At 64.6% G+C, this 23,228-nt stretch carries 27 protein-coding genes and 1 pseudogene; 16 read left to right on the top strand and 12 right to left on the bottom strand.

Annotated elements, in window-relative coordinates; translation table 11 throughout:
- Positions 1 to 70: 70 nt before the first annotated feature.
- Both YUU_RS60405 and yidD read right to left on the bottom strand, forming a co-directional pair.
- On the bottom strand, positions 71 to 241 hold the full coding sequence (locus YUU_RS60405; protein ID WP_198031851.1) for a hypothetical protein: 171 nt from the start codon (positions 239 to 241) through the stop codon (positions 71 to 73).
- A 104-nt stretch (positions 242 to 345) separates the two neighbouring features.
- Positions 346 to 684, bottom strand: a complete 339-nt coding sequence (gene yidD / locus YUU_RS0129630; protein ID WP_027525638.1) for a membrane protein insertion efficiency factor YidD — start codon at positions 682 to 684, stop codon at positions 346 to 348.
- Positions 685 to 912: 228 nt separating this feature from the next.
- On the opposite strand from yidD, the gene YUU_RS0129625 reads away from it, so the two are divergent.
- Complete coding sequence (locus tag YUU_RS0129625; protein WP_027525637.1) at positions 913 to 1,812, top strand: hypothetical protein; 900 nt, start codon at positions 913 to 915, stop codon at positions 1,810 to 1,812.
- A 71-nt stretch (positions 1,813 to 1,883) separates the two neighbouring features.
- Here the strand turns inward: YUU_RS0129625 and YUU_RS0129620 are convergent, their stop codons facing one another.
- A complete protein-coding gene (locus tag YUU_RS0129620) occupies positions 1,884 to 2,339 on the bottom strand; it encodes an iron-sulfur cluster assembly scaffold protein (RefSeq protein ID WP_027525636.1) in 456 nt (151 codons plus the stop codon).
- 257 nt (positions 2,340 to 2,596) lie between these two features.
- On the opposite strand from YUU_RS0129620, the gene folE reads away from it, so the two are divergent.
- From folE to YUU_RS0129600, 4 genes are all read left to right on the top strand, one after another.
- A complete protein-coding gene (gene folE, locus YUU_RS0129615) occupies positions 2,597 to 3,286 on the top strand; it encodes a GTP cyclohydrolase I FolE (protein ID WP_027525635.1) in 690 nt (229 codons plus the stop codon).
- A gap of 28 nt (positions 3,287 to 3,314) precedes the next feature.
- On the top strand, positions 3,315 to 3,737 hold the full coding sequence (hisI, locus tag YUU_RS0129610) for a phosphoribosyl-AMP cyclohydrolase (protein ID WP_027525634.1): 423 nt from the start codon (positions 3,315 to 3,317) through the stop codon (positions 3,735 to 3,737).
- A gap of 152 nt (positions 3,738 to 3,889) precedes the next feature.
- On the top strand, positions 3,890 to 4,906 hold the full coding sequence (locus tag YUU_RS0129605) for a lytic transglycosylase domain-containing protein (RefSeq protein ID WP_198031852.1): 1,017 nt from the start codon (positions 3,890 to 3,892) through the stop codon (positions 4,904 to 4,906).
- A 143-nt stretch (positions 4,907 to 5,049) separates the two neighbouring features.
- Positions 5,050 to 6,225, top strand: a complete 1,176-nt coding sequence (locus tag YUU_RS0129600; RefSeq protein ID WP_027525632.1) for a DUF2336 domain-containing protein — start codon at positions 5,050 to 5,052, stop codon at positions 6,223 to 6,225.
- A 175-nt stretch (positions 6,226 to 6,400) separates the two neighbouring features.
- Here the strand turns inward: YUU_RS0129600 and YUU_RS0129595 are convergent, their stop codons facing one another.
- The 3 genes from YUU_RS0129595 to YUU_RS0129585 form a co-directional block, all read right to left on the bottom strand.
- Complete coding sequence (locus YUU_RS0129595) at positions 6,401 to 6,979, bottom strand: Hpt domain-containing protein (protein ID WP_027525631.1); 579 nt, start codon at positions 6,977 to 6,979, stop codon at positions 6,401 to 6,403.
- Positions 6,980 to 7,009: 30 nt separating this feature from the next.
- The gene (locus YUU_RS0129590; RefSeq protein WP_027525630.1) at positions 7,010 to 7,555 is read right to left on the bottom strand and encodes a response regulator; all 546 of its coding nucleotides are present in this window, start codon (positions 7,553 to 7,555) and stop codon (positions 7,010 to 7,012) included.
- 87 nt (positions 7,556 to 7,642) lie between these two features.
- On the bottom strand, positions 7,643 to 8,422 hold the full coding sequence (locus YUU_RS0129585) for an NAD kinase (protein WP_027525629.1): 780 nt from the start codon (positions 8,420 to 8,422) through the stop codon (positions 7,643 to 7,645).
- Positions 8,423 to 8,611: 189 nt separating this feature from the next.
- Here YUU_RS0129585 and YUU_RS0129580 point away from each other — a divergent pair, with 189 nt between their 5' ends.
- A complete protein-coding gene (locus tag YUU_RS0129580; RefSeq protein WP_027525628.1) occupies positions 8,612 to 10,174 on the top strand; it encodes a peptidase S10 in 1,563 nt (520 codons plus the stop codon).
- Here the strand turns inward: YUU_RS0129580 and YUU_RS0129575 are convergent.
- Complete coding sequence (locus YUU_RS0129575; protein ID WP_027525627.1) at positions 10,164 to 11,549, bottom strand: serine hydrolase; 1,386 nt, start codon at positions 11,547 to 11,549, stop codon at positions 10,164 to 10,166. The two genes, YUU_RS0129580 and YUU_RS0129575, sit on opposite strands and share 11 nt — an antisense overlap.
- Positions 11,550 to 11,660: 111 nt before the next feature.
- Positions 11,661 to 12,203 (bottom strand): lipopolysaccharide assembly protein LapB, encoded by a 543-nt coding sequence (locus tag YUU_RS0129570; protein WP_027525626.1) that lies wholly within the window; start codon positions 12,201 to 12,203, stop codon positions 11,661 to 11,663.
- A gap of 272 nt (positions 12,204 to 12,475) precedes the next feature.
- Here YUU_RS0129570 and YUU_RS0129565 point away from each other — a divergent pair, with 272 nt between their 5' ends.
- The 4 genes from YUU_RS0129565 (at position 12,476) to YUU_RS0129550 (ending at position 14,909) form a co-directional block, all read left to right on the top strand.
- Positions 12,476 to 12,856: a His-rich protein BRANT gene (locus tag YUU_RS0129565; RefSeq protein ID WP_027525625.1), complete on the top strand. Its 381-nt coding sequence runs from the start codon at positions 12,476 to 12,478 to the stop codon at positions 12,854 to 12,856.
- Positions 12,857 to 13,060: 204 nt separating this feature from the next.
- The gene (locus YUU_RS0129560; RefSeq protein ID WP_027525624.1) at positions 13,061 to 13,483 is read left to right on the top strand and encodes a hypothetical protein; all 423 of its coding nucleotides are present in this window, start codon (positions 13,061 to 13,063) and stop codon (positions 13,481 to 13,483) included.
- 286 nt (positions 13,484 to 13,769) lie between these two features.
- A complete protein-coding gene (locus tag YUU_RS0129555) occupies positions 13,770 to 14,477 on the top strand; it encodes an outer membrane protein (protein WP_027525623.1) in 708 nt (235 codons plus the stop codon).
- A 192-nt stretch (positions 14,478 to 14,669) separates the two neighbouring features.
- The gene (locus tag YUU_RS0129550; RefSeq protein ID WP_027525622.1) at positions 14,670 to 14,909 is read left to right on the top strand and encodes a hypothetical protein; all 240 of its coding nucleotides are present in this window, start codon (positions 14,670 to 14,672) and stop codon (positions 14,907 to 14,909) included.
- A 9-nt stretch (positions 14,910 to 14,918) separates the two neighbouring features.
- On the opposite strand, the gene YUU_RS0129545 is transcribed toward YUU_RS0129550, so the two are convergent.
- Together YUU_RS0129545 and YUU_RS0129535 are read right to left on the bottom strand one after the other, a co-directional pair.
- On the bottom strand, positions 14,919 to 15,173 hold the full coding sequence (locus YUU_RS0129545; RefSeq protein WP_027525621.1) for a hypothetical protein: 255 nt from the start codon (positions 15,171 to 15,173) through the stop codon (positions 14,919 to 14,921).
- Positions 15,174 to 15,463: 290 nt separating this feature from the next.
- Positions 15,464 to 15,859 (bottom strand): hypothetical protein, encoded by a 396-nt coding sequence (locus tag YUU_RS0129535; protein ID WP_027525620.1) that lies wholly within the window; start codon positions 15,857 to 15,859, stop codon positions 15,464 to 15,466.
- A gap of 107 nt (positions 15,860 to 15,966) precedes the next feature.
- Between YUU_RS0129535 and YUU_RS60400 the strand changes: the two genes are divergently transcribed.
- The 4 genes from YUU_RS60400 (at position 15,967) to YUU_RS0129510 (ending at position 19,540) form a co-directional block, all read left to right on the top strand.
- Complete coding sequence (locus tag YUU_RS60400; protein ID WP_198031850.1) at positions 15,967 to 16,131, top strand: hypothetical protein; 165 nt, start codon at positions 15,967 to 15,969, stop codon at positions 16,129 to 16,131.
- Positions 16,132 to 16,174: 43 nt separating this feature from the next.
- The gene (locus YUU_RS0129525; RefSeq protein WP_198031849.1) at positions 16,175 to 16,711 is read left to right on the top strand and encodes a GNAT family N-acetyltransferase; all 537 of its coding nucleotides are present in this window, start codon (positions 16,175 to 16,177) and stop codon (positions 16,709 to 16,711) included.
- A gap of 154 nt (positions 16,712 to 16,865) precedes the next feature.
- Positions 16,866 to 18,563, top strand: coding sequence for a methyl-accepting chemotaxis protein (locus tag YUU_RS0129520; RefSeq protein WP_027525618.1), 1,698 nt, complete (start codon positions 16,866 to 16,868; stop codon positions 18,561 to 18,563).
- A 260-nt stretch (positions 18,564 to 18,823) separates the two neighbouring features.
- Entirely contained in the window at positions 18,824 to 19,540 is a 717-nt protein-coding gene (locus YUU_RS0129510; RefSeq protein WP_027525617.1) for a bifunctional 2-polyprenyl-6-hydroxyphenol methylase/3-demethylubiquinol 3-O-methyltransferase UbiG, read from the top strand.
- Positions 19,541 to 19,554: 14 nt separating this feature from the next.
- Here YUU_RS0129510 and YUU_RS61440 read toward each other — a convergent pair.
- Both YUU_RS61440 and YUU_RS61435 read right to left on the bottom strand, forming a co-directional pair.
- Positions 19,555 to 19,947: pseudogene (locus YUU_RS61440) on the bottom strand (dienelactone hydrolase family protein); the annotation flags it as partial.
- A gap of 30 nt (positions 19,948 to 19,977) precedes the next feature.
- Positions 19,978 to 20,286: a hypothetical protein gene (locus tag YUU_RS61435; RefSeq protein ID WP_245288123.1), complete on the bottom strand. Its 309-nt coding sequence runs from the start codon at positions 20,284 to 20,286 to the stop codon at positions 19,978 to 19,980.
- Positions 20,287 to 20,386: 100 nt separating this feature from the next.
- On the opposite strand from YUU_RS61435, the gene YUU_RS0129500 reads away from it, so the two are divergent.
- Together YUU_RS0129500 and YUU_RS0129495 are read left to right on the top strand one after the other, a co-directional pair.
- Complete coding sequence (locus tag YUU_RS0129500; protein WP_027525616.1) at positions 20,387 to 21,103, top strand: class I SAM-dependent methyltransferase; 717 nt, start codon at positions 20,387 to 20,389, stop codon at positions 21,101 to 21,103.
- Positions 21,104 to 21,203: 100 nt separating this feature from the next.
- Positions 21,204 to 23,045 carry a PQQ-binding-like beta-propeller repeat protein gene (locus YUU_RS0129495; protein ID WP_027525615.1) on the top strand — a complete coding sequence of 614 codons (1,842 nt, stop codon included), beginning with the start codon at positions 21,204 to 21,206 and terminating at the stop codon, positions 23,043 to 23,045.
- Positions 23,046 to 23,228: the final 183 nt, after the last annotated feature.

The raw sequence follows: 23,228 nt of genomic DNA, 5'->3' as shown, positions 1-23,228 counted from the left end.
ATCTCCGCGCAAACGCGTTCCGCGTTTGTCGCGAGGAAACCGCTTCACACTTTCCGGATCATGCTTCTAGCTACCAGTGAACGCTCTGGCTCGGAACGATGAAGGCCGTCGTGCTTGGCGGGGTTGCGAGGCTCGTTGCCAGGTACCAGCCGGAGCCGAGGACGAGGGTGAGCAGCGCGATGATGGCGAGCAGGTCGATGGTCCTGCTGTCGTGACCATGGGGGCTGATTTTCCAGCGCATTGTTGTTTCCTCCCGATGGGGAGCATCACAACAACGCGATCCTAGCATTCGCGGTTCCCTGCACGTCAGAGATGCAGGGCACGCTTGGAAGCGGTGCGACGAAATCAGGGAGCGTTGACGCCGCGCCAGCGTCCATAGCGCCAGGGCAGATACCAGCGTGCGCCTTGCGGGGCTGTCAGCGGCACGTTGTCGATGCCTGACGTTCCGAACGGGTGGCAGCGCAACAGCCGCGCGAGCGTCATCCAGCCACCGGCCCACAGTCCGAAACGTTCGATCGCCTCATCGCCATAGGCCGAGCAGGTCGGCAGGTGGCGGCAGTTGTAGCCGACGAGCGGGGACAGCGTGTGTCGGTACAGCCAGATCAGCCCGCGTCCGACAATGCGCGGCAGCCGCAGCAGCGATGCGACGATGGTGCGATCCGGTTCTGACGCTGAACGCTTCATGTGCGCCTTGCTGCGAAGCTGTGCGAGGTGTTGCGCGGTTCCAGCGCAGGGAACAGCAAGCCGTTGCGCGGACGCCATATTTTGCATGCTTTTAGGGGGCAGTGCAGCAAGTACCTATGGACGATCTGTATTCCCCCGGATACATTTTTTGTGACGGCCGTGTGATACAGAGTCGGACGTTACATGGGGCTTGCCTGATCGCTTTTGAGGCTTGGGGAAGGAACCACGTTGAGACTTCTGAAGTCGCTTGATCTTCGCGGCTGGTTGCTTGTGGGAACCGCTGCTTGTTGCGTCGCGCTGACGGGCGCGGTCGCGACCTTCAGCTCTTCCGCGCATGCCGGCGGTACGCTCGAAGAGCGCAAGCTGCCCATGAAATTCAATTGGATTGCATGCGAGCCGAACTGCCGCGGCTGGGTCAGCGCCGTCGGCATCATCACAGCCGATACGCCGAAGGATTTTGAGGATTTTGCCCGCGGGCGCCAGCTTGGCGGCGCGACCGTGGTGCTCGACTCCAGCGGTGGTTCCGTCAACGACGCGATCACGCTTGGGCGGCGCTTCCGTAACCTCGGCCTTTTGACCACCGTCGGCATCAGCGTGCAGAACCGCGGCGGGCAGGGCGCGCGTCCAGTAGTCGCGCCCGAGGCGTATTGCGAGTCCATGTGCGTGTTCCTGCTGCTGGCCGGCAAGACGCGTTTCGTGCCGGAAGCGGCCCATGTCCGCGTGCATCAGATCTGGATGGGCGACCGCGCCGACGACGCGCGGGCCGCAAGCTACAGCGCGCAGGACTTGATGATCGTCGAGCGCGACATCGGCCGGCTCGCCAAGTACACCTTCGATATGGGCGGCGCCGGCGACTTGCTGTCGCTCGCATTGAATGTGCCGCCGTGGGAAGATCTGCACGAATTGGATGCGGCCGAGCTCAAGCTCACCAATGTAGTAACGACGGATGCCGCTTCTGACGTGCTGCCGCATGTCGATGTCTCGGCCCCTGCGATGGCGGACGCTGCGCCGAAGGCGCAGGATCGCTTTGCGGCGGAACCGGAGCAGCAGGTCAGATCGACCAAGACGGCGGAAGCAATGGTGGCGACCGGCGGTGCGTCGGCGCCTGGCCCGGCGTCACAGAAGTAAGCCCGACAACTGGTCTGCTTATTCCGGGGCCCGCGCTTCGCGCCCGCCCCCGGAATGACGCGAGCAGTGACCTAGTCCTGCGCCGCGGCCGGCTGTTTCGTCTTCGCTTCGATCTGGCCGATGGCGTCGACGACGGCATCGAAGGTCAGCAGTGTCGAAGCGTGGCGTGCCTTGTAGTCGCGGACCGGCTCGAGGAACTTGATCTCGGCCCATTTTCCGTCCGGCGGGGTGCCATTTTCCTTCAGCATCTTGCGAACGGCTTCGCGTAACTCACGGAGTTCGCTCGCAGTCGAGCCGACCACGTGACTTGCCATGATGGATGAAGACGCCTGTCCGAGCGCGCAGGCCTTTACGTCGTGGGCGAAGTCGGTGACGGTGTCGCCGCTCATCTTGAGATCGACCTTCACGGTCGAGCCGCACAGCTTGGAGTGAGCGGTGGCGCTGGCGTCGGGATCGGAGAGGCGACCCAGACGCGGGATATTCCCGGCCAGTTCGATGATCCGCTTGTTATAGATGTCGTTCAGCATGTGATGGAGTCCGAGACCTTCCGGGCGGCTTCCGGCGGGATCGGCCTTGGCGGCCGCCGTCCTCGGTCTTATATAGGGTTGGAACTGGCGGAAAAACAGCCCGGTGGCCTTGTCGGCGGTGGTCGAGCACCCCGCATCCGACGTAGAGGCGAGGGCGGTTGATCGCCTCAATTTGGTTGTTCTCTCAGGCGTCCGGCGGCTTGACCGCCCCGTCTGCCGGTGACACTCCGGCCGCAAGGCCGTCGAACGGAGTTGACATGGACGCGTTGATCAAACCCATCCGCCCGAGCAAGCCTTCCGACAAGCAGGTCGATCGACCCGCTGAGCTTGATCCTGCAGAATTTCTCGCGGCCGCCGTCCGTGCCGACCAGCCGCGCCCAGCGCGCGCCGAGGCCGAGCAGGCGGTGAAGACGCTGCTCGCCTATATCGGCGAGAACACCGACCGCGAGGGTCTGCTCGACACGCCGCGCCGCGTGGTCGAGGCCTTCGACGAGCTCTATCAGGGCTACCACCAGTGCCCGGCCGAAGTGCTGGACCGCACCTTCGGCGAGACCGCCGGCTATGACGACTTCGTGCTGGTGCGTGACATCGAGTTCACCTCGCAGTGCGAGCATCACATGATGCCGTTCTACGGCAAGGCACACATCGCCTACACGCCGGTCGAGCGCGTCGTGGGCCTGTCCAAGCTCGCGCGGCTGACCGACATTTTCGCCCGCAGGCTCCAGACCCAGGAGCATCTGACCGCGCAGATCGCGGCCGCGATCGACGAGATCCTGAAGCCCCGCGGCGTTGCGGTGCTGGTCGAGGCCGAGCATACCTGCATGTCGGTGCGCGGCGTCGCCAAGCATGGCGCGATGACGTTCACCAGCCGCTTCACCGGCATGTTCCGCGACAATCCGGCGGAGCAGGCCCGCTTCCTGTCCCTGGTGCGAGGCTCACAGCGCTGACCCTCGCCATGAATTTGCGAGAGGTCTCGTGTCCACGCACTCCCACGACATCGAGGAAGGGCTGAGCTTCCAGCCCAAATTCGACGCGGCCGGTCTCGTCACCTGCGTGGCAACGGATGCCGCGACCGGCGACGTGCTGATGGTCGCCCACATGAACGACGAGGCGCTGCGCAAGACGATTGCGACCGGCGAGGCCTGGTACTTCAGCCGCTCGCGTAACGCCTTGTGGCGAAAAGGTGAGACGTCAGGTCAAACCCAGCGAGTCGTCGAGATACGCACCGATTGCGACCAGGACGCGGTCTGGATCCGGGTCGAGCAGGTTGGCGCGGCCTGCCATACCGGCCGCCGGTCGTGCTTCTACCGCAAGGTGGAGGCCGATGGCGGAAGCGCGAAGCTCGTCTTCGTCGAGGCCGAGCGGCTGTTCGATCCGGGCGCGGTCTATAAGAAATAACCTCCGTCATTCCGGGTCCATCGCCGGGTGATGCCCCGGAATGACGGGGGATGCGAAATTAACTTCGCATTAACCATACCTGTCCCACCGTGAGACGACATGACGCCGAATTGCCGGCGTTATCAACGCCGCGCGGAGCGGGGCTGCGCAACATGTCGGTCGACAATTCTAGTGCCACGACGACGGCGGGGATCGATCCGTCGCGGGCGCGTGTGACCGGCGCGATCAAGCAGGCCTCCAATCTCACCGGCGTCAGCTTCGAATACATGCTGACCACCGCCAAAATGGAATCGGATTTCAATCCGACCGCGGGTGCGTCGACCTCGTCCGCGCACGGGCTCTATCAGTTCATCGACCAGACCTGGCTCGGCACCGTGAAGGAGGCCGGCACCCAGCTCGGCTACGGCAGCTATGCCGATGCCATCACCAGGACTTCCTCCGGCAGCTACACGGTCACCGACCCGACCATGCGGAGCTCGATCATGAAGCTGCGCGATGATCCGCAGGCCGCATCGAGCATGGCCGCCGTGCTGACGCAGTCGAACAGCTTCAAGCTCACGGGCCTGCTCGGCCGCCGTCCGAGCGACAGCGAGCTCTATATGGCGCACTTCATGGGCGTCGGCGGCGCGGCCAAGCTGATTGCCAACGCCGAGGACAATCCGCAAGCCGTGGGCGCGCGGCTGTTTCCCAATGCGTCCGCGGCCAACCGTTCGATCTTCTACGCCAGGGACGGCCGCGCGCGCAGCGTCTCCGAAGTCTATTCGGTGCTGGATTCACGCTATGCCAGCGCTGCGAATTCGAAATCGACGCGGAGCGCAATGGCGATGTACGGCGACACGCGGTCGACGACGCAGGTCGCGAGCGCAAACGGCGTGCAGCCCACGCCGCTGATCGACAACGCCGCCTATCTCCAGACCTTCCCGGACACGCGCGTGGCCACACCCGGCAGCGCGACCTCGGCAACAACGGTGGCGGACAATTCGCCGGGCACACCGGTGTTTCGCTCGATCTATCAGCCCGGCGACAGCACGCAGCCCGTCTCGGCCACGGTGCAGAAATTGTGGGGCAATAACGCCTCGCTCACGTCAGTTACGAATACGACGCCCGACGTTCGCGCGCCGCAGCCGCTCGACCTCTTTAGCGATCGCAGCGGCACCTTCTCGAGCTAGTCTCGCGCTGCAAAATTTGCAGCCCTTAACAAAACGTCAATAAAACCAGTCGGTTATGGTGAACGCTTTGTTAAGCGTCGTGGTTTATTTTGTCTTGCAGGTGACGGGGCGCCGTCGCGTTTGGTTGCGTAGGCCGGGGCACAATGATCGTTCGGCAGTTTATCAATTGGATCAGAACCGCGTCCGCCGGTGAGCGGGCAGAGGCAACACGGGCTTTGGCCCGTGCCTGGTTGATTTCAGATCTTTCCCACGACGATCGCGTCGCCGCCGAAGGCGCGCTGTTGATGCTGCTCGACGATCCGTCGCCGCTGGTGCGCCAGGCCATGGCGGAGGCGTTTGCACGCTCGACGGAGGCGCCAGCGGCCATCGTCCAGGCGCTGTCGACCGACCAGCCCTCGGTCGCGCTTCCCGTGCTCGAACATTCGCCGCTCCTGATCGATGCCGACCTCGTCGACATCGCCGCGACCGGAAATTGCGAGGTGCAATGCGCCATCGCCCGCCGCATCGCGCTGCCGGCGTCGGTCTGTGCCGCGATCGCCGAGGTCGGCTGCGCGGCGGCCGCGCTCGAGCTGATCGAAAATCCCTATGCCGAGCTCGCGCCGTTCTCTTGGGATCGCATCGTCGAGCGTCACGGCCATCTCGCCGCGATCCGCGAGGCGCTGCTGGTGCTCGAGGATCTGCCCGCGGCCACGCGCGCGGCGCTGGTCGCAAAGCTCTCCGAAACGCTGGCGCAGTTCGTGATCGCCCGCAACTGGCTGAGTGCCGATCGCGCCGAGCGCATCGCGACCGAGGCCCGCGACCGCTCCACCGTCAACATCGCGGCGCGCTCGCGTGGTGAAGATATGCAAGGCCTCGTACGCCACCTGCGCGCGACGTCGCAGCTCACGGCCGGCCTGATCCTGCGCGCGCTATTGTCGGGCAATCTCGAATTGTTCAATGCGGCGCTTGCGGAATTGTCGGAGCTGCCGCCGGCGCGCGTGGCAGCGCTGCTGCATGATCGCGGCGGAGCCAGCCTGCATGCGCTGCTGCGCCGCGCGGGCTTCCCGGAATCGACCTTCGCGGCGTTCCAGGTCGCGCTCGAGGCCTGCCACGAGAACGGTTTTGTCGACAGCCACGATGGCGCTGCGCGGCTGCGGAGGCGCATGGTCGAGCGCGTGCTCACCCATTGCGAGACCGATCGCGGCGCGACCGAGCCGCTGCTGATCCTGCTGCGCCGCTTCGCGACCGAGTCGGCGCGCGAGGAAGCGCGCCTGTTCTGCGACGAGCTCGTCGCGGAGGAGGCGATCGCGCCGCTGTATGATGATTTGATCGCGGCGTAGCGATAGCCGTTGCCAAGGCGAACAAGCAACTAAATTCCGTCATTGCGAGGAGCGTAGCGACGAAGCAATCCAGGCTGTTTGCGAGGAGGGATTCTGGATTGCTTCGCGGAGCCAGTCATCGGGCCGCACTACGCGCGGACCCGGTGGCTCGCAATGACGGGGAGTGACCGGAACGTTATTCTCCCGGCACGATGCTCGGCGCCAGAATCGCTTCGAGATGCTCGGGGCGGTCGCGGTTGACGTGGGCGAGATAGTCGTCGGCAACGCTGCGCAGGCGGCGGCTGAGCTCGCTCGAGACGCTCAGGCTGTCGAGCTTGGTGTTCTCGTGCACGATGGCCTGAATGGCGTTGACGTGGTGCGAGAATAGCTCGCTCGGCACCCTGGCGAGATCCGGCGCATGCTCGATGACGCGGCACAGGCTTTCGGCGATGACCGCGGCGGACGGATAACCGAACGTCGCGGCATCGCCCTTGATGTCGTGGGCTGCACGAAACAGCTCGTCGCGCGCCTCCCTGGTGAAGCCGTCCGTCTGCACGGCCGCGTAGGCCGCAGCCAGCCGTCCGGCTTCGACCGCCATCCAGTCCTTGAACTCCCCGGAGAGTCCGGCGAGCGCCTGCTCGGCGCGACCGACCGGATCGTCCATGTCCTTCTCTCCGACCCGGCGCAGCACCTTGCGCAGCGGATTGGGCTGCGTGATCAATTGGTGGGTGGCGAAGGCCTTGACCTCGATGTCCCTGGGGCTGTTCTTGGCCATGATGCCTGCCTCGATGGTTGAGAACGCTCGCTAGATGGAGGACCGCGCTTTGTCGAGCAGCGAAGGCTGCTGCAGCACCTCGTGCTTTTCGCCGACGCGGCGTTCGGGGCCCATATAGGCGGAGCTGGTGTTGCGGCGGCGATCGGGCCCGAAATAGGTCTTGGTCTTGATGAAGGGCCGGGGGTTGGCGACCACGTTCAGGATGCGCTGGTAGAGGCCCTTGGCGGAGATCGGCTTGGCCAGGAATTCGGTGACACCGGCATCGCGCGCCACGGTGACGCGGCGTTTTTCGGAGTGACCTGTCAGCATGATGATCGGCGCGTAGGGGTTACCCTTGGATTCCGGCTGCCGGATCATCTGCGCCAGCTCGAGCCCGTCGAAGATCGGCATCGCCCAGTCCGTGATGACGATGTCGGGCACGTAGTGGCTGTACATTTCGAGCGCGGTCGCGCCGTCTTCGGCCTCATAGACCTCGCGTGCGCCGAAGGAGTGCAACAGCGTCCGCAGGATGCGGCGCATGTGCGGATTGTCGTCGCAGACGAGGAAGCGCAGCTTGTTGAAATCGATGCGGAACATGACGCCCAGGCCGAAGCGGTCAAACTTCGTTAACCATATCGCGTCCGAGGTTAATGAAGCGTTGCCTCCCGCCTGCCGAGGCTGGTGCTAGTAGCCGAACTGCTCGCGCAGGATCCGCTCTTCCAGGCTGTGGCCGGGGTCGAACAGCATCCGCATCGAGATGGTCTTGTCGGACAGCACCTCGACGCGTCGCACGTCGCGCACCTCGTCATGGTCGGCGACCGCCGCCACGGGGCGCTTCTCGCAATCGAGCACCTCGAACACGACATAGGCCGTGTTGGGAAGAAGGGCGCCGCGCCAGCGGCGCGGACGGAAGGGGCTGATCGGCGTGAGGGCGAGCAGGGCGGCGTTGATCGGCAGGATCGGCCCCTGCGCTGAGAGATTGTATGCGGTCGAGCCAGCAGGTGTCGCCACCATGATGCCGTCGGCCATCAGTTCGGACATGCGCTCATGCTCGTCGACCAGGATCTTCAGCCGCGCCACCTGATAGGTCTGACGAAACAGGGCGACCTCGTTGATGGCGTGATGAATGTGAACCGCGCCCTGCACGTCGGTGGCGCGCATCAGCAGCGGATGGATCACGGACACATGTGCGGCCTCGAGCCGCACGCGCAGGTCGACCGTCGAGAATTCGTTCATCAGGAAGCCGACAGTGCCGCGGTGCATGCCGTAGATCGGCTTTCCCGTGCGCATGTTCTGGTGCAGCGTTTGCAGCATGAGCCCGTCGCCGCCGAGCGCCACGACGACGTCGGCTTCATCGGGTGCGCAATTGCCGTACAACCCGGTCAGTTGCGTATAGGCTTCCTGGGCCTCGGTGCCCGCGCTGGCTACGAAGGCGATCCGATCATATCGCTTGGGCTTTGTCATGTAATCGCGGGGCTCGAAAGGGTCAGGCCGGCTCGAAAAGGTGTGCCGAGTCGTCCTATACGACCTCGGCCGTTCTTGTCGAGCGTGACCCCGCGCCATGGCAAACGGTCAATACGCCGTGATGCCGCGCGTTTGGCGTAATCTTGTGCTACAGCCTGTAGCGGACAACAGGGAGTGAGCAACGTGACCATCACATCGCCGGCGCTTCGCCGCGGGGGGCTTTTGCTGGCGCTCCTCGCCTTTGCCACCCTCGGCCCGGCCCGAGCGGACGATCCGCCCCGTCCCGAGGCGACGGCGCCGGCTGGCCAGAAGGGCGGCGGGCGCGGCGGCAACGTGCAAAATGCGCAGCAAAATCCTCCTGTAACGGCCGAGCAGCATCGCTTGCCGCCGGACTCCACCACCCGGCAGACGCTCGAGCTGCCTGGGCGAACGCTGGCCTTCGCCGCGACCGCAGGCTCGATCCGCCTGTTCGACGACAAGGGCGAGCCGCAGGCCGAGATCGCCTACACCTCTTACCAGCTCGACGGCACCGACCGCGCCATGCGCCCGGTGACGTTCTTCTTCAACGGCGGACCCGGCGCATCGTCGGCCTGGCTACAGCTCGGCAATGCCGGTCCCTGGCGGCTGCCGATCAATGCCGACGAGGTCACGCCGTCGACCTCTCCGGAGGTGAAGCCAAATGCGGAGACCTGGCTCGATTTCACCGACCTCGTCTTCATCGATCCGGTCGGGACCGGCTATAGCCGCTTCGTGGCGACCGGTGAGGATGTCCGCAGGCGGTTCTATTCCGTCGACGGCGATGTCAGCGCGCTCGCGCTGGTGATCCGCCGCTGGCTCGAGAAGCACGACCGGCTGCTGTCGCCGAAATATGTCGCGGGCGAAAGCTATGGCGGCATTCGCGGGCCGAAGGTCGTACGCCAGTTGCAGATGCAGCAGGGCGTCGGCGTCAAGGGCCTGATCATGGTCTCGCCGCTGTTCGACTTCCGCGAGTTCACCGGCACCAGCCTTCTGCAATACGTCGCAACGCTGCCCAGCTATGCCGCGACCGTGCGCGAAGCCAAGGGGCCGGTGAAGCGAGCCGATCTCGCCGACGTGGAAGCCTACGCGCGCGGCGAGTTCTTGGCCGACCTCGTCAAAGGCGAGGCGGACAGGGAGGCGGCCACGCGTCTGGCCGACAAGGTCGCCGCGCTGACCGGAATCGACCAGGCGGTGAGCCGCAGGCTCGCGGGCCGCTTTGACGTCGGCGAATTCCGCCGCGAGCTCGACCGCAAGAACGGTAAGGTAACTGGCCGCTACGATGCCTCCGTGCGTGGCTTCGATCCCTATCCGGATTCCAGCAGCTTCCGCTTCGGCGATCCCTCGGGCGACGCGCTTCAGGCGCCACTGACCAGTGCCGCCGTCGACCTCCTCACGCGCAAGCTGAACTGGCGGCCGGACGGCTCCTATGAGGTGCTCAACGGCGCAGTCGAACGGGCCTGGGATTTCGGCCACGGCATCAATCCCGCGCAGTCGGTGTCGGAGCTGCGCCAGATCCTCGCAACGGACTCGAAGATGACGGTGTTGGTCGGACACGGCATGTTCGACCTCGCCACGCCCTATTTCGGCTCGCAGATCGTGCTCGACCAGTTGCCTGCCTTTGCGTCGGCGCCACGGGTAAAACTCGTGGTCTATCCTGGCGGTCACATGTTCTACTCGCGCGATGCGTCGCGGCAGGCGTTTCGCGCCGAGGTCGAGGCGATAATCAAACAGTAGGCCGGCGTTTCCGCGGCGTATATTTGTGCGCGATCTCGCGGGCGATGACGCTCTCCGGCTTGACGTTGATGCCGGCGAGCCAGATGTCGCGGATCTTGCCGCGCTTGTCGCGGATACGGCGCACCGGCTCACCATGGCTGGCGTAGCCCGTGGCTGCGGCGAAGGTGCCGGAATCGCGGCCGGTGACTTCGATCTCGGCCGCATCCATGAACGGATTGTTGAAGTGCGGATTGGCGACCACGACGCGGTTGCCCATCGGCACGAGATCGACCGCGCCCCAGATCGTCCACCAGCGGCCCGTCCAGTCGCGTGACCGCCGGTCAGGTGTCCAGCGGCTCTGGAATGCACGCAGGATCTGCATTGCGCCGTCCATCCAAATCGGCGCCGCGCCGTCGATGCAGTTGCTGAGCATGGTGATAGCGAGCTCGCAGGCCGGAATGGAGCACGTCCTTGAGACGTAGCCCTGGAAGCCGCCGCTATGACCGAACCAGTCCCAGCCGTCGTCCCTGCTGGCGTTGACGCCGAGGCCATAATAGCACTCGAAGCTCTGGGGAATGCGCCAATGGTGCCGCGTCATTTCGCGGCGGCTCGCGACCGATAGCACGCTCTTCCTTGCGTTGGGCGCGAGCTGCGCGAAGAAGCGGGCAGTGTCGGCGGCGGTTGCAACGAAGCCGGCGGCGGACGTCATCGCGTGGGTGGGGTTGTCGCCGGGAATAACGCAGCGCTCGCCGAGCGGTAGCTTGCGCGTATGGCCGCGGGCGAACGGCGCGCCCTTGGCAAGCGGCGCGCTCGGCTCGGTCTCGCGCAGGCCGGCAGCCGCGATGATCTCGCGCTTGATCCAGGCAGGGTAAGGCTCTTTCGTGACGGCTTCGATCACAAGACCGATCAGGCCAAAGCCGTGATTAGAGTACTTGAAGCGTGTGCCGGGATCGATCGCCGTGGGCGTTCGCAGCTCGGCCAATAATTCCTTCTCGTTGAGGTAGGGACGGCTGTCGATGAACTGGCCGGAGTCGGCGCCGTCGCGCGTGAGGCCTGCGCTATGGGAGAGCAGCTGTGCGATCGTCGTCTCGGCAACACGCGGATGCAAGCCGCCGACATGTTGGCCCACGGTGTCGTCGAGCCGCAGCTTGCGCTGCTCGCGCAGTTTCAGGATGCCGGCGGCGGTGAAGCTCTTGGAATGCGAGGCGATGCGAAAGCGGTGCCGCGGCGTCAGCTTTTCGCCGGTGTCGAGATCGGCAAGGCCGAAGGCATGCTCGGCGACGACTTCGCCGCGATGGGTGATCGCGATGATGAGGCCGGGCTGTTGCGATCCGACCAGCTGAAACTCGATCCATGAGCCGATGTAGTCGATCGCGGCTCGTAACCACGCATCCATTGCACACCATACGCGAAGGAGAGGTTCTTCGCGAAAGCTAGCCGACAAGACAGAACCGGCGCAACCCCCGAGAGTTGCGCCGGTTCATTCATCCCTGGAGTGGAGCGGTCGTCAGTACACGAGCGTCGCGCCCGTCGGCTTGTCGAGCGCAGCCGCAAGCGAGCGATATTCGTCGCTGCCGGTGCCGGCGAGCGAGGCGATCTTGTTCAGATGATACTGCGCCTGTTCGCGATTGCCCTGCTCGAGCTGCCATAGCCCGTAATACTGCCAGGTGCGCACGTGGTTCGGGTCGTCCTTGAGCGCCAGCTCGTAATAGGTCTGCGACTGCTTGTAGTCGCCGAGCTTGCGGTAGGAGTAGCCGATCAGGTTGGCGACATCGGCGACGTCGTCGCGCTTGAGAGTCTTGAGCTGGTCGATTGCGCTCGCATAGTCGTGGCGATCGTAGATCGTTGTGTAGGCCGTGCGATAGGCGGCGAGGAATTTGGGGTCGCTGACGGAGGAGCTCTTCTTCTTTTTCTTGGTCGACGTCGTATCTGATGACCCCGAGCCGGAGGGGGTATCGCTGCCATTGGCATAGGCGCTCTGGATTGCCGGCACGGCGACCAGCGTCATGCAGACGAGTGCCGGAACCAGAAGCTTTGCAACTTTGCTCATCTAAGTCTCCCGTATGGAATGCGGCGATCCTACACGATTGCCTCAAGACGGGAACACCCGCGCCGCAAAAACATTCCCGGCCGCACGGCTTATTCCCAGGACAACCATGGTCAGGCCCTCCGCCGAAACATGACAAAGATGTCATCGAGATGAACGGAGGCGAACATTGCGCTTCAGAATGGGTTCAGCGCGCCCCGCCTAACGTCTGCTCCATGATCGAAGGGTCGGCGAGAGGGCGCCGCCTCAAGATCCTTCAAAGAGGAGACAACACCATGTTGAAGACCATTTCCGCAGCCTTCCTTGCCGCTTCCGTCATCGCCGCTCCGGCCTTCGCCGCAGAGTCCGGCAAGACCACGACGCCGGCCCCGGTGATCAAGTCGGAGCAGACGCAGACCAAGGCGTCGAACACCGGCACCAAGGCTGACGTCAAGGCGGACGCCAAGACCAACGTCAAGACCGATGCCAAGGCGGGCGCCAAGCTCGATACCAAGACGAAAGCGATGAACGCCAACGCCGCGATCGCGCCGAGCGAGCACAAGTCGCTCCACAAGCATCGTCATCACCACAAGATGCTTTCGGCCAAGAAGCAGCCGAAGGCCCAGCCCGACGTCACCAAGCCCAGCGCGCCGGTGACGACCGAGAAGCGCAGCTAGCAACGAAACTGATCCCGCGCGGTGGCGACCCACATTGCCCCGCCATCGCGCGCAGGGTTCAGGCCCGGCCCGACTGCCATCGCCTCGCGAAAGCGTGAGCGATGGCGGCGGGCCGGTTAAGCCCATTTCAGGAGCGAGAAGCGAATTCCCTCGGCCCGACCTTGCGGCTAGAACGGCTTAGCGTCCGGTCGAGAGAGGGGAGTCGTGGGGGAATTGGCAAAACGCGCGAGCGTCCTGGTGCTGCCGCTGATGCTTGCGGCCTGCTTCGGCAGCGATGGCGGCCGGCCGTCACTGGTCGACGACGCGGGAAATCCAGCGCAGCAGCCGTTTCCGGACAGTTTCCGCAGCGAGGCGCTCGCCATCATGCACAGCTATCTGAACGATCCGCTCGGCGTACGCGATGCCGCCATGGCGGATCCGGTGCTGCGCACGGTCGGCGGCCGGCCGTTCTATGTGAGCTGCCTGCACTTCACCCCACGCGAGGGTGATGGCAGTTACAGGGGAATGCGCGAGCGGGCGATCATCTACGTCAATGGACGCGCTGACCGGGTCACTGACCGGGCTGGCGAGCTGTGCGCGGGAGCGGTTTACGCACCCTTTCCAGAACTGGAAAAGATGACGCGGTAGCGCAAAGCGCGTCTTCACCGGCGCCTGCTAGGACAGGAGCGACTGGAATCCGCTGATCACATTTCGGGGAGCTTTGAACGGGGGCGTTTTTCCTTGCGACAAATCATCACGGTAGTGTGCGCGCGAGCGAAAAAATCTGTCGTGATGAGGGAACGCCGGGGAACAAAAACCGTTGATGCGGCCTCGTCACTGCACCGAACGATCAAGGCTCCGGCATCGCCGCGAAGCAACCAAATTCAGGCCACGTTGTTTGCTGAGGGTGAATTCGAGATAACGGGGATCATCCATGAAGACGTTCTTGCTTGGCGCAGCCGCTGTGCTTGCGCTGGCAGCGCCAGCCTCCGCAGCCGACATACCGGCGCGTCCCTACACCAAGGCTCCGGCCTATACGCCGCCGCAGGTGATCTATAACTGGACCGGCTTCTACATCGGCGGCCATGTCGGCGGTGCGTTCGCTGGCGACAACACATTCCAGTCGAGCGACGCCCGCTTTCTCGGCGGCGTGCAGGGCGGCTTCGACTACCAGTTCGCACCCAACTGGGTGATGGGTATCGAGGCCCAGTACTCCTGGCTGCCGTCCAACAACCACGGCACCCTGTTTCCGGCCGGCACGCTGGTTACCTCCAACACCGATCAGCTCGGCTCGGTGACGGGCCGCTTCGGCTACACCTGGGGCCCGGCGCTGGTCTACGCCAAGGGCGGCTACGCCTGGCGCAACAACAATTTCGGCGCCAGTGTCGGCGGTGTGCCCACCGCGGTCACCACCACCGGCAACAACAAGGACGGTTACACCTTGGGTGCCGGCCTCGAATACATGTTCGCGCCGAACTGGTCGGCCAAGGCCGAGTACCAGTATTATAATTTCGGCAACACCACCGTCACCGCAGGCCCGGCCGACGTCGTCGGTGTCCGCGGCCGGGAGGACGAGCATACCGTCAAGGTCGGCGTGAACTATCGTTTCGGCTGGGGCGGCCCGGCCGCCTCGCGTTACTGATCCTCGGGCAGCAAACGACAGACTGCGAAGGCCGGCTTTGCCGGCCTTTGTTTTTTAGGAAGCTGGTCTCACCAGCGTGGTCTCACCAGCGTCATGGGCCTGCGGTAAAGCAAAAATAATTTTTGCCACTTACGGAACACGCGCGCCGGAACGCGTTATTATGTGGTTGCCGGGCTGGGTGAGATGACGAACATGCGTATCTTGGCGTCGGTGGTGATCTCGTTATTCGTCACGCTGCCGTGCTCGGCACAGACGATCCTCAAATCCGAACCGCTGGTATTGGCGCCCTATGAGGTGGCCTTCGTGCAGGATTTCGCCTGCGGACCCGGCCGGGTGCTGAAGGTCACGGGCGCGATCCGCGGCCTGCATCGGCGCAAGGCCTGCGTGGTGTTGTCGGGCGAGCAGGCATCGCTGGCGATCGCAACGCCCTGAAGCGCGTCTTCACGAATTGAACTGCAGCTCCATCCTGGATTGTCGCTCCGCGTCTGCCTTGTTCTTGGCAGGATCCTCGCCGGGATCAGTGCGGCACGGCTTGATCTCATAATCATTGTCCAGGACGCGGCGCGGCCCCGGCCTGTCCTGGTCGGTGGCGACATCCACGACCAGGCCGCTCTCCTGCGCAATTTTCCAGACATCGGCCTCGCTTGGGTAGGCCTTGCTGAGTTGCGCGTCGTTGCAAAACAATGCGTAGGGCATCGGTCCTGCCTCCGGAACGGCCTTAACGCTCGAGCGGATTGAGGGTTTCAGCCTGGCTTGACCGGATGGCGCGTGATCACGGATCCGTGAACATTTCGACCGGGCCTTGAGTCGTAAACGAGTCCTGAATCCCAAAAAAAAGAATCCCTGGGACTCCCAGGCTGGAATCAGCGGATGTTTCTGGCCATGACGACTGGCCTGAAAACCTCCTGCGAGCACATGCTCCTGCCGCTTACGCTGGCGCTGATCGGCGCCTGCGCGGCCAATCTGCTGCTGGTCTGGTCCTGGCTCTAATGGCCTGAGCTTCCGGCTGGCGGCCGGGGCGGGGGATTGTGGATGGCGTCCCTGACCTTGGCGAGGGTCGACTGGCAAAACTCCTCACGCTCGCGCTCGAAACGCTCCTGATGCTTGCGGAAGTTGGCAACCCTGGCCTGCACTTCGCTGCGGAAATCGCCCGATCCTCTGGGCGGCGCGACCTGGAAGGGCTGGGGCGTGGGCGCCGCCTGCGGCGGCTGGTCGGCCTCACGGACCTCTTCGATCACCACCACGGAGGTGACCTCCACGGCTAGCGGAGGGGGTGCGGCAGCAGGCTCCGTCGGAAGCTGCTCCTCCTTCCGCCCGGTCACGGATTGAACAAAGGCCAATGTCTGCGCGATCAGCGCATCGCGTTCCCTGATCCACTTCATGGTCCACCTCTGCGCACAGCCCATTCCAGCAAACCGGCTGCTCCGAATCAAGGCATGCCTGCTTGCAGGGGATTGCATATTTTTCCCGGTCGCCCGAAACTGCGGCAATGAAACCAAAGGACGAACGGTCGGGAGAGGCCGAGGGCCTGTGTCTGGTGCGCGCCTTTCTGCTCCTGCCGCCCGACAAGCGGCGGCTCGTGCTCAAATTCGCCGATGAGCTTGCGCGCGCGCAGGACCGCCACGAGGAGGGGACGGAAGCATCCCCGACCTGAGCACGGCACCCTCGCTCAGGCTGTAGCTGTGTCCGCGCACAGCTTGCGCGTTCGTACGGCCTCGGCTCTTATCGGCGCCATGACCGAGATGGAAATTGCCGAGATAGAGACCTACATCGTCAACCCCGACACGCCCGAGATCGACATCTGCGCGCGCTGGCGCGCGGAGACGTTTTCGGTGCTCGAGGCGAGTGTCGAGCAAGAGCGACGCGCGCTCAATCGCTTCGCGGCGGACCAGACGCGGCAGGTGGCGCTGATTGCCAAGCGTGGCACGGTGCCGGTCGGCACCTGCCTGCTGGTGCCCTCCGAGATCGCGCCCAATCACCAGGTGTCGCCGTGGCTGGCAGGATTGTTCGTGACGCCCGAGCATCGGCGGCATGGGGCCGGCGCCGTTCTGGTGCGCGCGATCGAGGCGCAGGCCCACCTGCGCGGCTTTGCGCGGATCTTCCTCTACACGATCAGCGCTGCCGGGTTCTATCAGCGGCTCGGCTGGGATCTCGTCGAGCACACCGACTGGAAGGGTTTTGGACGAACCGCCTTCATGTCGCGCACGATCCGGTCGATGTCGCCGCAGCCATAGAAAGCTTACACGAAGCTTACGAAGCTTGGGCCAAATGCTATTTTCCCGTAATTTTACGCGCGGCATATTGTATCAAATTTTAACGTCCGTTGGGTTCCATTGGTCGGGTTCCCTGCCGGGTTCCACGCCGTTGGCTCTAACCGGACAAGTTGCGATGAGCTTTTTGAATAATCTGAAGATTGTCTTCAAGGTCGGCCTGATCGTTACCGCGCTGGGCTGTGCGCTCCTGGGCGTAGCGGCATTCAGTGCCGTCCAGCTTTCCTCGACGGTGGAGGGCTATGCAGAGTTGTCGGACGCACAGTCGGCGGCGCTCAACCTCACGCGCGCGCAACGCCGGATGGAGACCTATCACGCGGCGCTTTACGCGACGCTGACGGAGACGACCGAGGAGGGCAATGCAAGGCGTTTGAAGACGGCGCGCGAGAACCGCGATCCGATCGCAGGCTTTCTCGACGCAGCGATCAAGGAAGATGTGGGCCACGCCGGAGAACTTCGCGCTATCGGCGACAAGTTGAAGGGCGTCTTTGCCGTGTGCGACCCGGTGCTCGAAGCCGGTGCCAGGGCGAGCACGTCGGAGGAGAATGCCAAGGCTGCCGACCGCGCGCACAAGGAGTGCGATCCTCTGATGGATACAGCGCTCGCCGACATCGCGAGATTCGTAGCTCAGAACGGCGCGCTCGTCACCAAGCGCAAGGAGGAGATCGGCCTTGGGGCACATGCCTCGATCAGGACCGTGATCGGCGTCAGCGCCGCCGGTCTGCTGCTCGGCGTCGTCATCGCGCTCTTCATCGGCCTCAAGGCGATGTCGCAGCCGATTGCCCGGCTCAAGCTCGCGATGGAGGGATTGGCCCGGAACGATCTTTCGACCGAGGTGACCGAGAAGGATCGCCGCGACGAGATCGGCGAGATGGCGAAGACGGTCGAGATCTTCAAGACCAATGCGCTCGAGGTCGAGCGGCTCAAGAAGGCGCAGGAGGACGCCGAGCGGCAGGCCGCCGCGCAGCGCCGCCAGGACATGTTCAACCTTGCTGACGGTTTCGAGCGCGCGGTCGGCGAGATCATCGACACCGTCGGCTCCGCCTCCACCGAGCTCGAAGCGTCCTCCTCCACGCTCGCGACCACGGCGCAGCGCGCGCAGCAGCTGACGTCGGTCGTCGTGGCGGCCTCGGGTGAAGCCACCGGCAACGTCCAGTCGGTCGCCACCGCGACCGAGGAGCTGTCGTCCTCGGTCAACGAGATCAGCCGCCAGGTGCAGGAATCCGCGCGGATGGCGATCGATGCGGTGGGCCAGGCGCGCTCGACAACCGAGCGGGTCAGCCAGCTCTCGACCGCGGCGACGCGGATCGGCGACGTCGTCGAGCTTATCAACACGATTGCCGGCCAGACCAATCTGCTCGCGCTGAACGCCACCATCGAGGCCGCGCGCGCAGGCGAGGCCGGCCGCGGCTTTGCGGTCGTCGCCTCTGAGGTCAAGTCGCTGGCCGAGCAGACCGCGAAGGCGACCGGCGAGATCAGCCAGCAGATTTCCGGCATCCAGACCGCCACCCAGGATTCGGTGACGGCGATCCGTGAGATCTCCGCGACCATCGAGCGGCTGTCGGAAGTCTCCTCGACGATAGCCGCGGCGGTGGAAGAGCAGGGCGCCGCGACGCAGGAGATCGCACGCAACGTTCAGCAGGCCGCCCACGGCACCCAGCAGGTTTCCACGAACATCAGCGACGTGCAGCGCGGCGCTGCTGAGACCGGCTCGGCCTCCTCGCAGGTGCTCTCGACCGCGAAGATGCTGGCCACCGACAGCAACCGGCTGAAGCTCGAAGTCGGCAAATTCCTGTCGACGGTGCGCGCCGGTTAGTCGGGCTCTTGTGATCCGGCGGCCTTGCGCCGCCGGCGCCGCAGACCTTATGGCGCAATCAGCAGAGCCAACACGACCACGAACAGCATGCCCGTCGCGACGACGGCCGCGACCGCACCAGCGGTGATCTTGGCTCTCTCCTGGTTGGAATAGGGGCGCATGCGGTGCGCATGTTAGCTCATGTTGAACTTCGATCCAACGTGTGGTTAATGGCCGCTCCGCGAAGCAAGCGGCCAACATCCATTCCTGAAGGTCAAGCCATGAGCGACGATGTCAGCGACGGCTGGGCCGCTTCCGCGTCTGCATGGATCGTGGAGCAGGGGGACGACGGCGACTATGGCCGCCGCTTCGTGCTGGACGCGCCGATGTGGGCTCGGATCGAGGGACGCGGCTTCCACCGTGCGCTGGATGTCGGCTGCGGTGAGGGGCGCTTCTGCCGCATCATGCAGCGCGCCGGCATCGCCACCACCGGCATCGACCCGACCGAGGCGCTGCTCGCGCGCGCCGAGTTGGACCCTCGTGGCGATTATCGGCTCGGCCGCGCCGAAACGATGGATGTCGATGCGTCCTTCGATCTGGTGGTCAGCTATCTCAGCCTGATCGATATACCGGATCTCGGCAGGGGAATCGCGAAGATGGTGGCGGCGCTGCGGCCAGGCGGCACGCTCCTGATCGCCAATTTGACGAGCTTCAACACCGCCGGCCAGCCGGATGGATGGATCAGCGACGGCGAGGGCACCTTGCGATTCCCGATCGATCACTACATGGACGAGCGGGCGATCTGGGTCGCCCGGCGCGGCATCCGGATCCAGAACTGGCACCGTCCACTGAGCACATACATGACGCTGCTGCTCGATCACGGCCTCCAGTTGCGCCTGTTCAGCGAGCCTCAGCCCCTGGGCGGGGATCCCGAAAGGAACGCGATGCATCGCCGCGTGCCGTATTTCCAAATCATGGAGTGGCAGAAGCCGGCTTGATCGCGCTGTGTCATCTAGCTGGCGAGCCGCGCCTGAAAGAACCTGCTGACGCGGTCGATCGCATCGGTGGTCATCGGATCGGTGTCGGAGAAGTCGAAGCCGTGCGGCTTGCCGGGATAGGGTACGAACTCGGTCTCCGCACCGACGGACTTCGCAAGCTCGATCAATTTCCGTCCGTTGGCGATCGAAACGTTCTGGTCGGCTTCGCCGTGCAATTCGATCGTCGGCGGCAGGTGCTTGACTTTGCCGGCCATCGCATCGGGCATGCCGCCATAGAGCACGGCGAGCGCGGCGATGCGCTCGTCGCGCGCGGCTGTGTTGGCGGCGATGAAGCCGCCGAGCGAAAAGCCGAGCAGGCCGATACGCCCCGAGCTGTCGGGCTGCCCCAGGATGGCTGTCACGGTGGCGGAGACCGTGTCCGACCAGCCGTCGAACCGCTACGTCTCGAAAGTCTCGCGGCTCGCCTTCGTGCTGGTCTTGGACGTGAGCGTCGCCGTGTCGTGCTCAGTCATGTAGCGGAGCAAATAGGCATCGATGCCCTTGGCCGAAAGCGCATCGGCATATCGCTCATAGGCGCGCCGCCTGAGCTCGATGCCACGCGAGCCGTGCAGCAGGATCACTGCGGGGCGTTTTCCGGAAACCTCCGCGGCATAACGCGTCATGGCGTCGTTGCCGGGCTCGGCGCGCGCCGCTGGCGACAGCGAGAGCAAGGCCAGGCCTGCAAGGGTGGTTCGTCGCGTGATCATCACTCAGCTCTCTTCAAGCGGAATTCCGATCGGGAAGCGCCGCCTGTATAGTGCACCCGCGACGAAAATTTGACCGTACATTTTTCTCGAGGTCTTGCCGATGATCCCCGATCGTCCGCCCGTGCTTGCTCACCAGCACTTCCTCGCCGACCGCGAGAATTTTGCCGGTCTCGATCTTGCCGGACGGTTCGAGCGCATCGTCCGCACCAATCTGTGGGGCGCTTCGACCTCGGTGTCGGGGCTCGGCTCCGAAGACCCGGCCACCGCCGCGATCAAGGTAGCGCTGCCGCCTTTGCTCCGACGCCTCGGCGTGCGTTCGCTGCTCGATGCGCCCTGCGGGGATGCCGGCTGGATCGGCAAATGCGGGCTCGAAGTCGACTATATCGGCGTCGATATCGTGCCGTCTCTGATCGAAGGCAACCGCCGGCGGGTGGAGCAGGGCGAGCTGCTGGGCCGTTTCATCAGCGCTGACATTACGCGAGATGAGCTGCCGCAGGCCGACATCATTCTGTGCAGGGATTGCCTGGTGCATCTGAGCTTTCAGAACATCTCCCGCGCCCTGGGATGTTTCCGCGCCAGCGGTGCACGTTTCCTGCTGGCCACCACGTTTCCGGAATGGCAGGACAACCTCGACTGCGAGGATGGCGACTGGCGCGCATTGAATCTCCAGCGGGCGCCGTTCGCCTGGCCGGCGCCGCTGGAGCTGATCAACGAGCGTTGCGAGGAGAGCGAAGGCGGCTGGCGGGACAAGAGCCTCGGGCTGTGGCGGCTTGCCGATCTGTCCGGTGAGGCAGGAGACATTGCGAAGGCTGTGTGACGCGCCTCGCCGCAACGTCGGTTGCATCCTCCACCGGCTTCGCACTACACTTCGTCTTGCGTGACGGGATTTCGCTTCGCTGCTCTTGCCGGGGGGAACGATGAAGCTGAACGCGATCGTGGCCTTGTTGCTGATCTCTTGCGGCGCCCCTGCGATCGCGCAGCAGGATGGCGCCGCGCTCTATGCCGCACATTGCGCGCAATGCCACGATAGCAGCGAAGCGCAGAGCCGGGTGCCGCCTCGCAGCGCGATGCAGGCGATGTCGTTCGAGCAGGTGCTGGCGGCGCTCAGCACCGGCAGCATGGCGGCGATGATGCGGGGGCGCAACGATGACGAGCGCAAGGCGATCGCATCCTTCGTCACCGGCAAAGCGGCCGTGAGCAGCGCGGCTGCGGCCGCCGACGCGTCGGGCCACTGCACGCAAGCCTTCACCGCCTTTCCGAAAAGCATCGACGGGCCGCGCTGGAATGGTTGGGGCGCCGATCTCAACAACAGCCGCTTCCAGCCGGCCGGGATGGCCGGGTTGACGGCAGAACAGGTGCCGCACCTGACGTTGAAATGGGCGTATGCATTTCCCGGCGCGACGCTCTCCTTTGCGCAGCCGACGGTCGTCGGCGGGCTGTTGTTCGTCGGTGGCCCCGATCGAAAGGTGCGGGCACTCGATGCGAAGAGCGGCTGCACGCTGTGGACGTTTGCGAGCGACCTTGCGGTTCGCGGGTCGATCAGCTTCGGACAGGTCCCGGGCACGGATCAGTTCGCCGTCTTCTTCGGCGATGGCCGCGCCAATGCCTATGCCGTCAACGCGTTGACCGGCGCGCTGATCTGGAAGGTGAACGTGGAGGAGCATCCAGCCGCGCGGATCACCGGCGGGGTGGTGTTCCATTCCGGCGTGCTCTATGTGCCGGTCTCCTCGCTGGAGGAGGTGGCCGGATCGGAGCCGAGCTATGAATGCTGCACCTTCCGCGGCAGCCTCGTCGCGCTGGAGGCTGCGACGGGCAAGCTGATCTGGAAGGCCAACACGATCCCCGAGGTGCCGCATCCAACGACGAGGAACGCGCGCGGCACGCAGCTCTATGGCCCATCGGGGGCCGCCATCTGGTCGGCGCCGACGATCGACACGCAGCGCAACGCGATCTATGTCGCGACAGGCAATTCCTATTCGAACCCGCCAGCCGCGACCGCCGATGCGGTGCTTGCGTTCGAGCTTGCGACGGGACGGCTGCTCTGGAAGCAGCAGGCGTCGCCGAAGGACGCCTTCGTCGTGGCCTGCTTCGGTGCCAACCAGACCAATTGTCCCGATGATCACGGGCCGGATCATGATTTCGGCCAGTCGCCGATCCTGGTGACCTTGCACGACGGGAAGCGCGTCATCGTCATCGGCCAAAAGTCCGGCGTCGTGCATGCGCTCGATCCGGATAACGAGGGCAAGATCCTCTGGCAGACGCGGATCGGCAAGGGCGGCCCGCTCGGCGGCACCGAATGGGGCTCGGCTGCAGACCAGGACCGCATCTATGTCGCGCTCTCCGACGTGCGCTTCCTGCGCGACGGCACGCGGCGGCTGGACTCCACGCAAGGCGGCGGCCTGTTCGCGCTCGATCTCGCGAGCGGCAAGGTCTTGACGGAGGTGGCGCCGGTGCCTTGCGGCGAGCGCCCGCAATGCAGCCCCGCGCTGTCGGCGGCAATCAGCGTCATTCCCGGCGTCGTGTTTTCCGGCGGTGTCAGCGGTTACTTGCGCGCCTATGCGACGGCGGATGCAAAGCTGCTCTGGGAGTTCGACACCTCGCGGGACTACAAGGCCGTCAATGGCGTTCCGGCGTTCGGAGGTGCGATCGATGGCCCGGGCCCGGTGATCGTCGACGGCATGCTCTACACCAACTCTGGTTACGGCCAATGGAGCGGCACCGCCGGTAACGTGCTGCTGGCGTTTGAGGTGGGGAAGTGAAGTTGGGCGCCTGTGGCTCATGAGCGGGGCGCAACCGGATTCACATAAGCAAGTGCGGGAACCCGCGAAGCAGAGCAGCTTGCCGGCGTGCCGTTTTGACACCGGCGCGGACGTGCGGCCTCAGCATTAAGCCTCCACCAGGGCCCCCAGATGCTGAGGCCGTTTTTTTGATCGTCTCGAGAC

Source organism: Bradyrhizobium sp. Ec3.3, assembly GCF_000472925.1.
Classification (GTDB): Bacteria; Pseudomonadota; Alphaproteobacteria; order Rhizobiales; family Xanthobacteraceae; genus Bradyrhizobium.
This window is presented reverse-complemented; position numbering and strand designations above follow the sequence as displayed.

Excerpts from the sequence above, each read along its gene's own strand:
- YUU_RS60405 (WP_198031851.1), bottom strand. The coding sequence starts at position 241 with ATGCGCTGGAAAATCAGCCCCCATGGTCACGACAGCAGGACCATCGAC.
- yidD (WP_027525638.1), bottom strand. The coding sequence starts at position 684 with ATGAAGCGTTCAGCGTCAGAACCGGATCGCACCATCGTCGCATCGCTG.
- YUU_RS0129620 (WP_027525636.1), bottom strand. The coding sequence starts at position 2,339 with ATGCTGAACGACATCTATAACAAGCGGATCATCGAACTGGCCGGGAAT.
- folE (WP_027525635.1), top strand. The coding sequence starts at position 2,597 with ATGGACGCGTTGATCAAACCCATCCGCCCGAGCAAGCCTTCCGACAAG.
- YUU_RS0129605 (WP_198031852.1), top strand. The coding sequence starts at position 3,890 with ATGTCGGTCGACAATTCTAGTGCCACGACGACGGCGGGGATCGATCCG.
- YUU_RS0129600 (WP_027525632.1), top strand. The coding sequence starts at position 5,050 with ATGATCGTTCGGCAGTTTATCAATTGGATCAGAACCGCGTCCGCCGGT.
- YUU_RS0129595 (WP_027525631.1), bottom strand. The coding sequence starts at position 6,979 with ATGGCCAAGAACAGCCCCAGGGACATCGAGGTCAAGGCCTTCGCCACC.
- YUU_RS0129590 (WP_027525630.1), bottom strand. The coding sequence starts at position 7,555 with ATGTTCCGCATCGATTTCAACAAGCTGCGCTTCCTCGTCTGCGACGAC.
- YUU_RS0129585 (WP_027525629.1), bottom strand. The coding sequence starts at position 8,422 with ATGACAAAGCCCAAGCGATATGATCGGATCGCCTTCGTAGCCAGCGCG.
- YUU_RS0129575 (WP_027525627.1), bottom strand. The coding sequence starts at position 11,549 with ATGGATGCGTGGTTACGAGCCGCGATCGACTACATCGGCTCATGGATC.
- YUU_RS0129570 (WP_027525626.1), bottom strand. The coding sequence starts at position 12,203 with ATGAGCAAAGTTGCAAAGCTTCTGGTTCCGGCACTCGTCTGCATGACG.
- YUU_RS0129565 (WP_027525625.1), top strand. The coding sequence starts at position 12,476 with ATGTTGAAGACCATTTCCGCAGCCTTCCTTGCCGCTTCCGTCATCGCC.
- YUU_RS0129555 (WP_027525623.1), top strand. The coding sequence starts at position 13,770 with ATGAAGACGTTCTTGCTTGGCGCAGCCGCTGTGCTTGCGCTGGCAGCG.
- YUU_RS0129550 (WP_027525622.1), top strand. The coding sequence starts at position 14,670 with ATGCGTATCTTGGCGTCGGTGGTGATCTCGTTATTCGTCACGCTGCCG.
- YUU_RS0129545 (WP_027525621.1), bottom strand. The coding sequence starts at position 15,173 with ATGCCCTACGCATTGTTTTGCAACGACGCGCAACTCAGCAAGGCCTAC.
- YUU_RS0129535 (WP_027525620.1), bottom strand. The coding sequence starts at position 15,859 with ATGAAGTGGATCAGGGAACGCGATGCGCTGATCGCGCAGACATTGGCC.
- YUU_RS60400 (WP_198031850.1), top strand. The coding sequence starts at position 15,967 with ATGAAACCAAAGGACGAACGGTCGGGAGAGGCCGAGGGCCTGTGTCTG.
- YUU_RS0129520 (WP_027525618.1), top strand. The coding sequence starts at position 16,866 with ATGAGCTTTTTGAATAATCTGAAGATTGTCTTCAAGGTCGGCCTGATC.
- YUU_RS0129510 (WP_027525617.1), top strand. The coding sequence starts at position 18,824 with ATGAGCGACGATGTCAGCGACGGCTGGGCCGCTTCCGCGTCTGCATGG.
- YUU_RS61435 (WP_245288123.1), bottom strand. The coding sequence starts at position 20,286 with ATGATCACGCGACGAACCACCCTTGCAGGCCTGGCCTTGCTCTCGCTG.
- YUU_RS0129500 (WP_027525616.1), top strand. The coding sequence starts at position 20,387 with ATGATCCCCGATCGTCCGCCCGTGCTTGCTCACCAGCACTTCCTCGCC.
- YUU_RS0129495 (WP_027525615.1), top strand. The coding sequence starts at position 21,204 with ATGAAGCTGAACGCGATCGTGGCCTTGTTGCTGATCTCTTGCGGCGCC.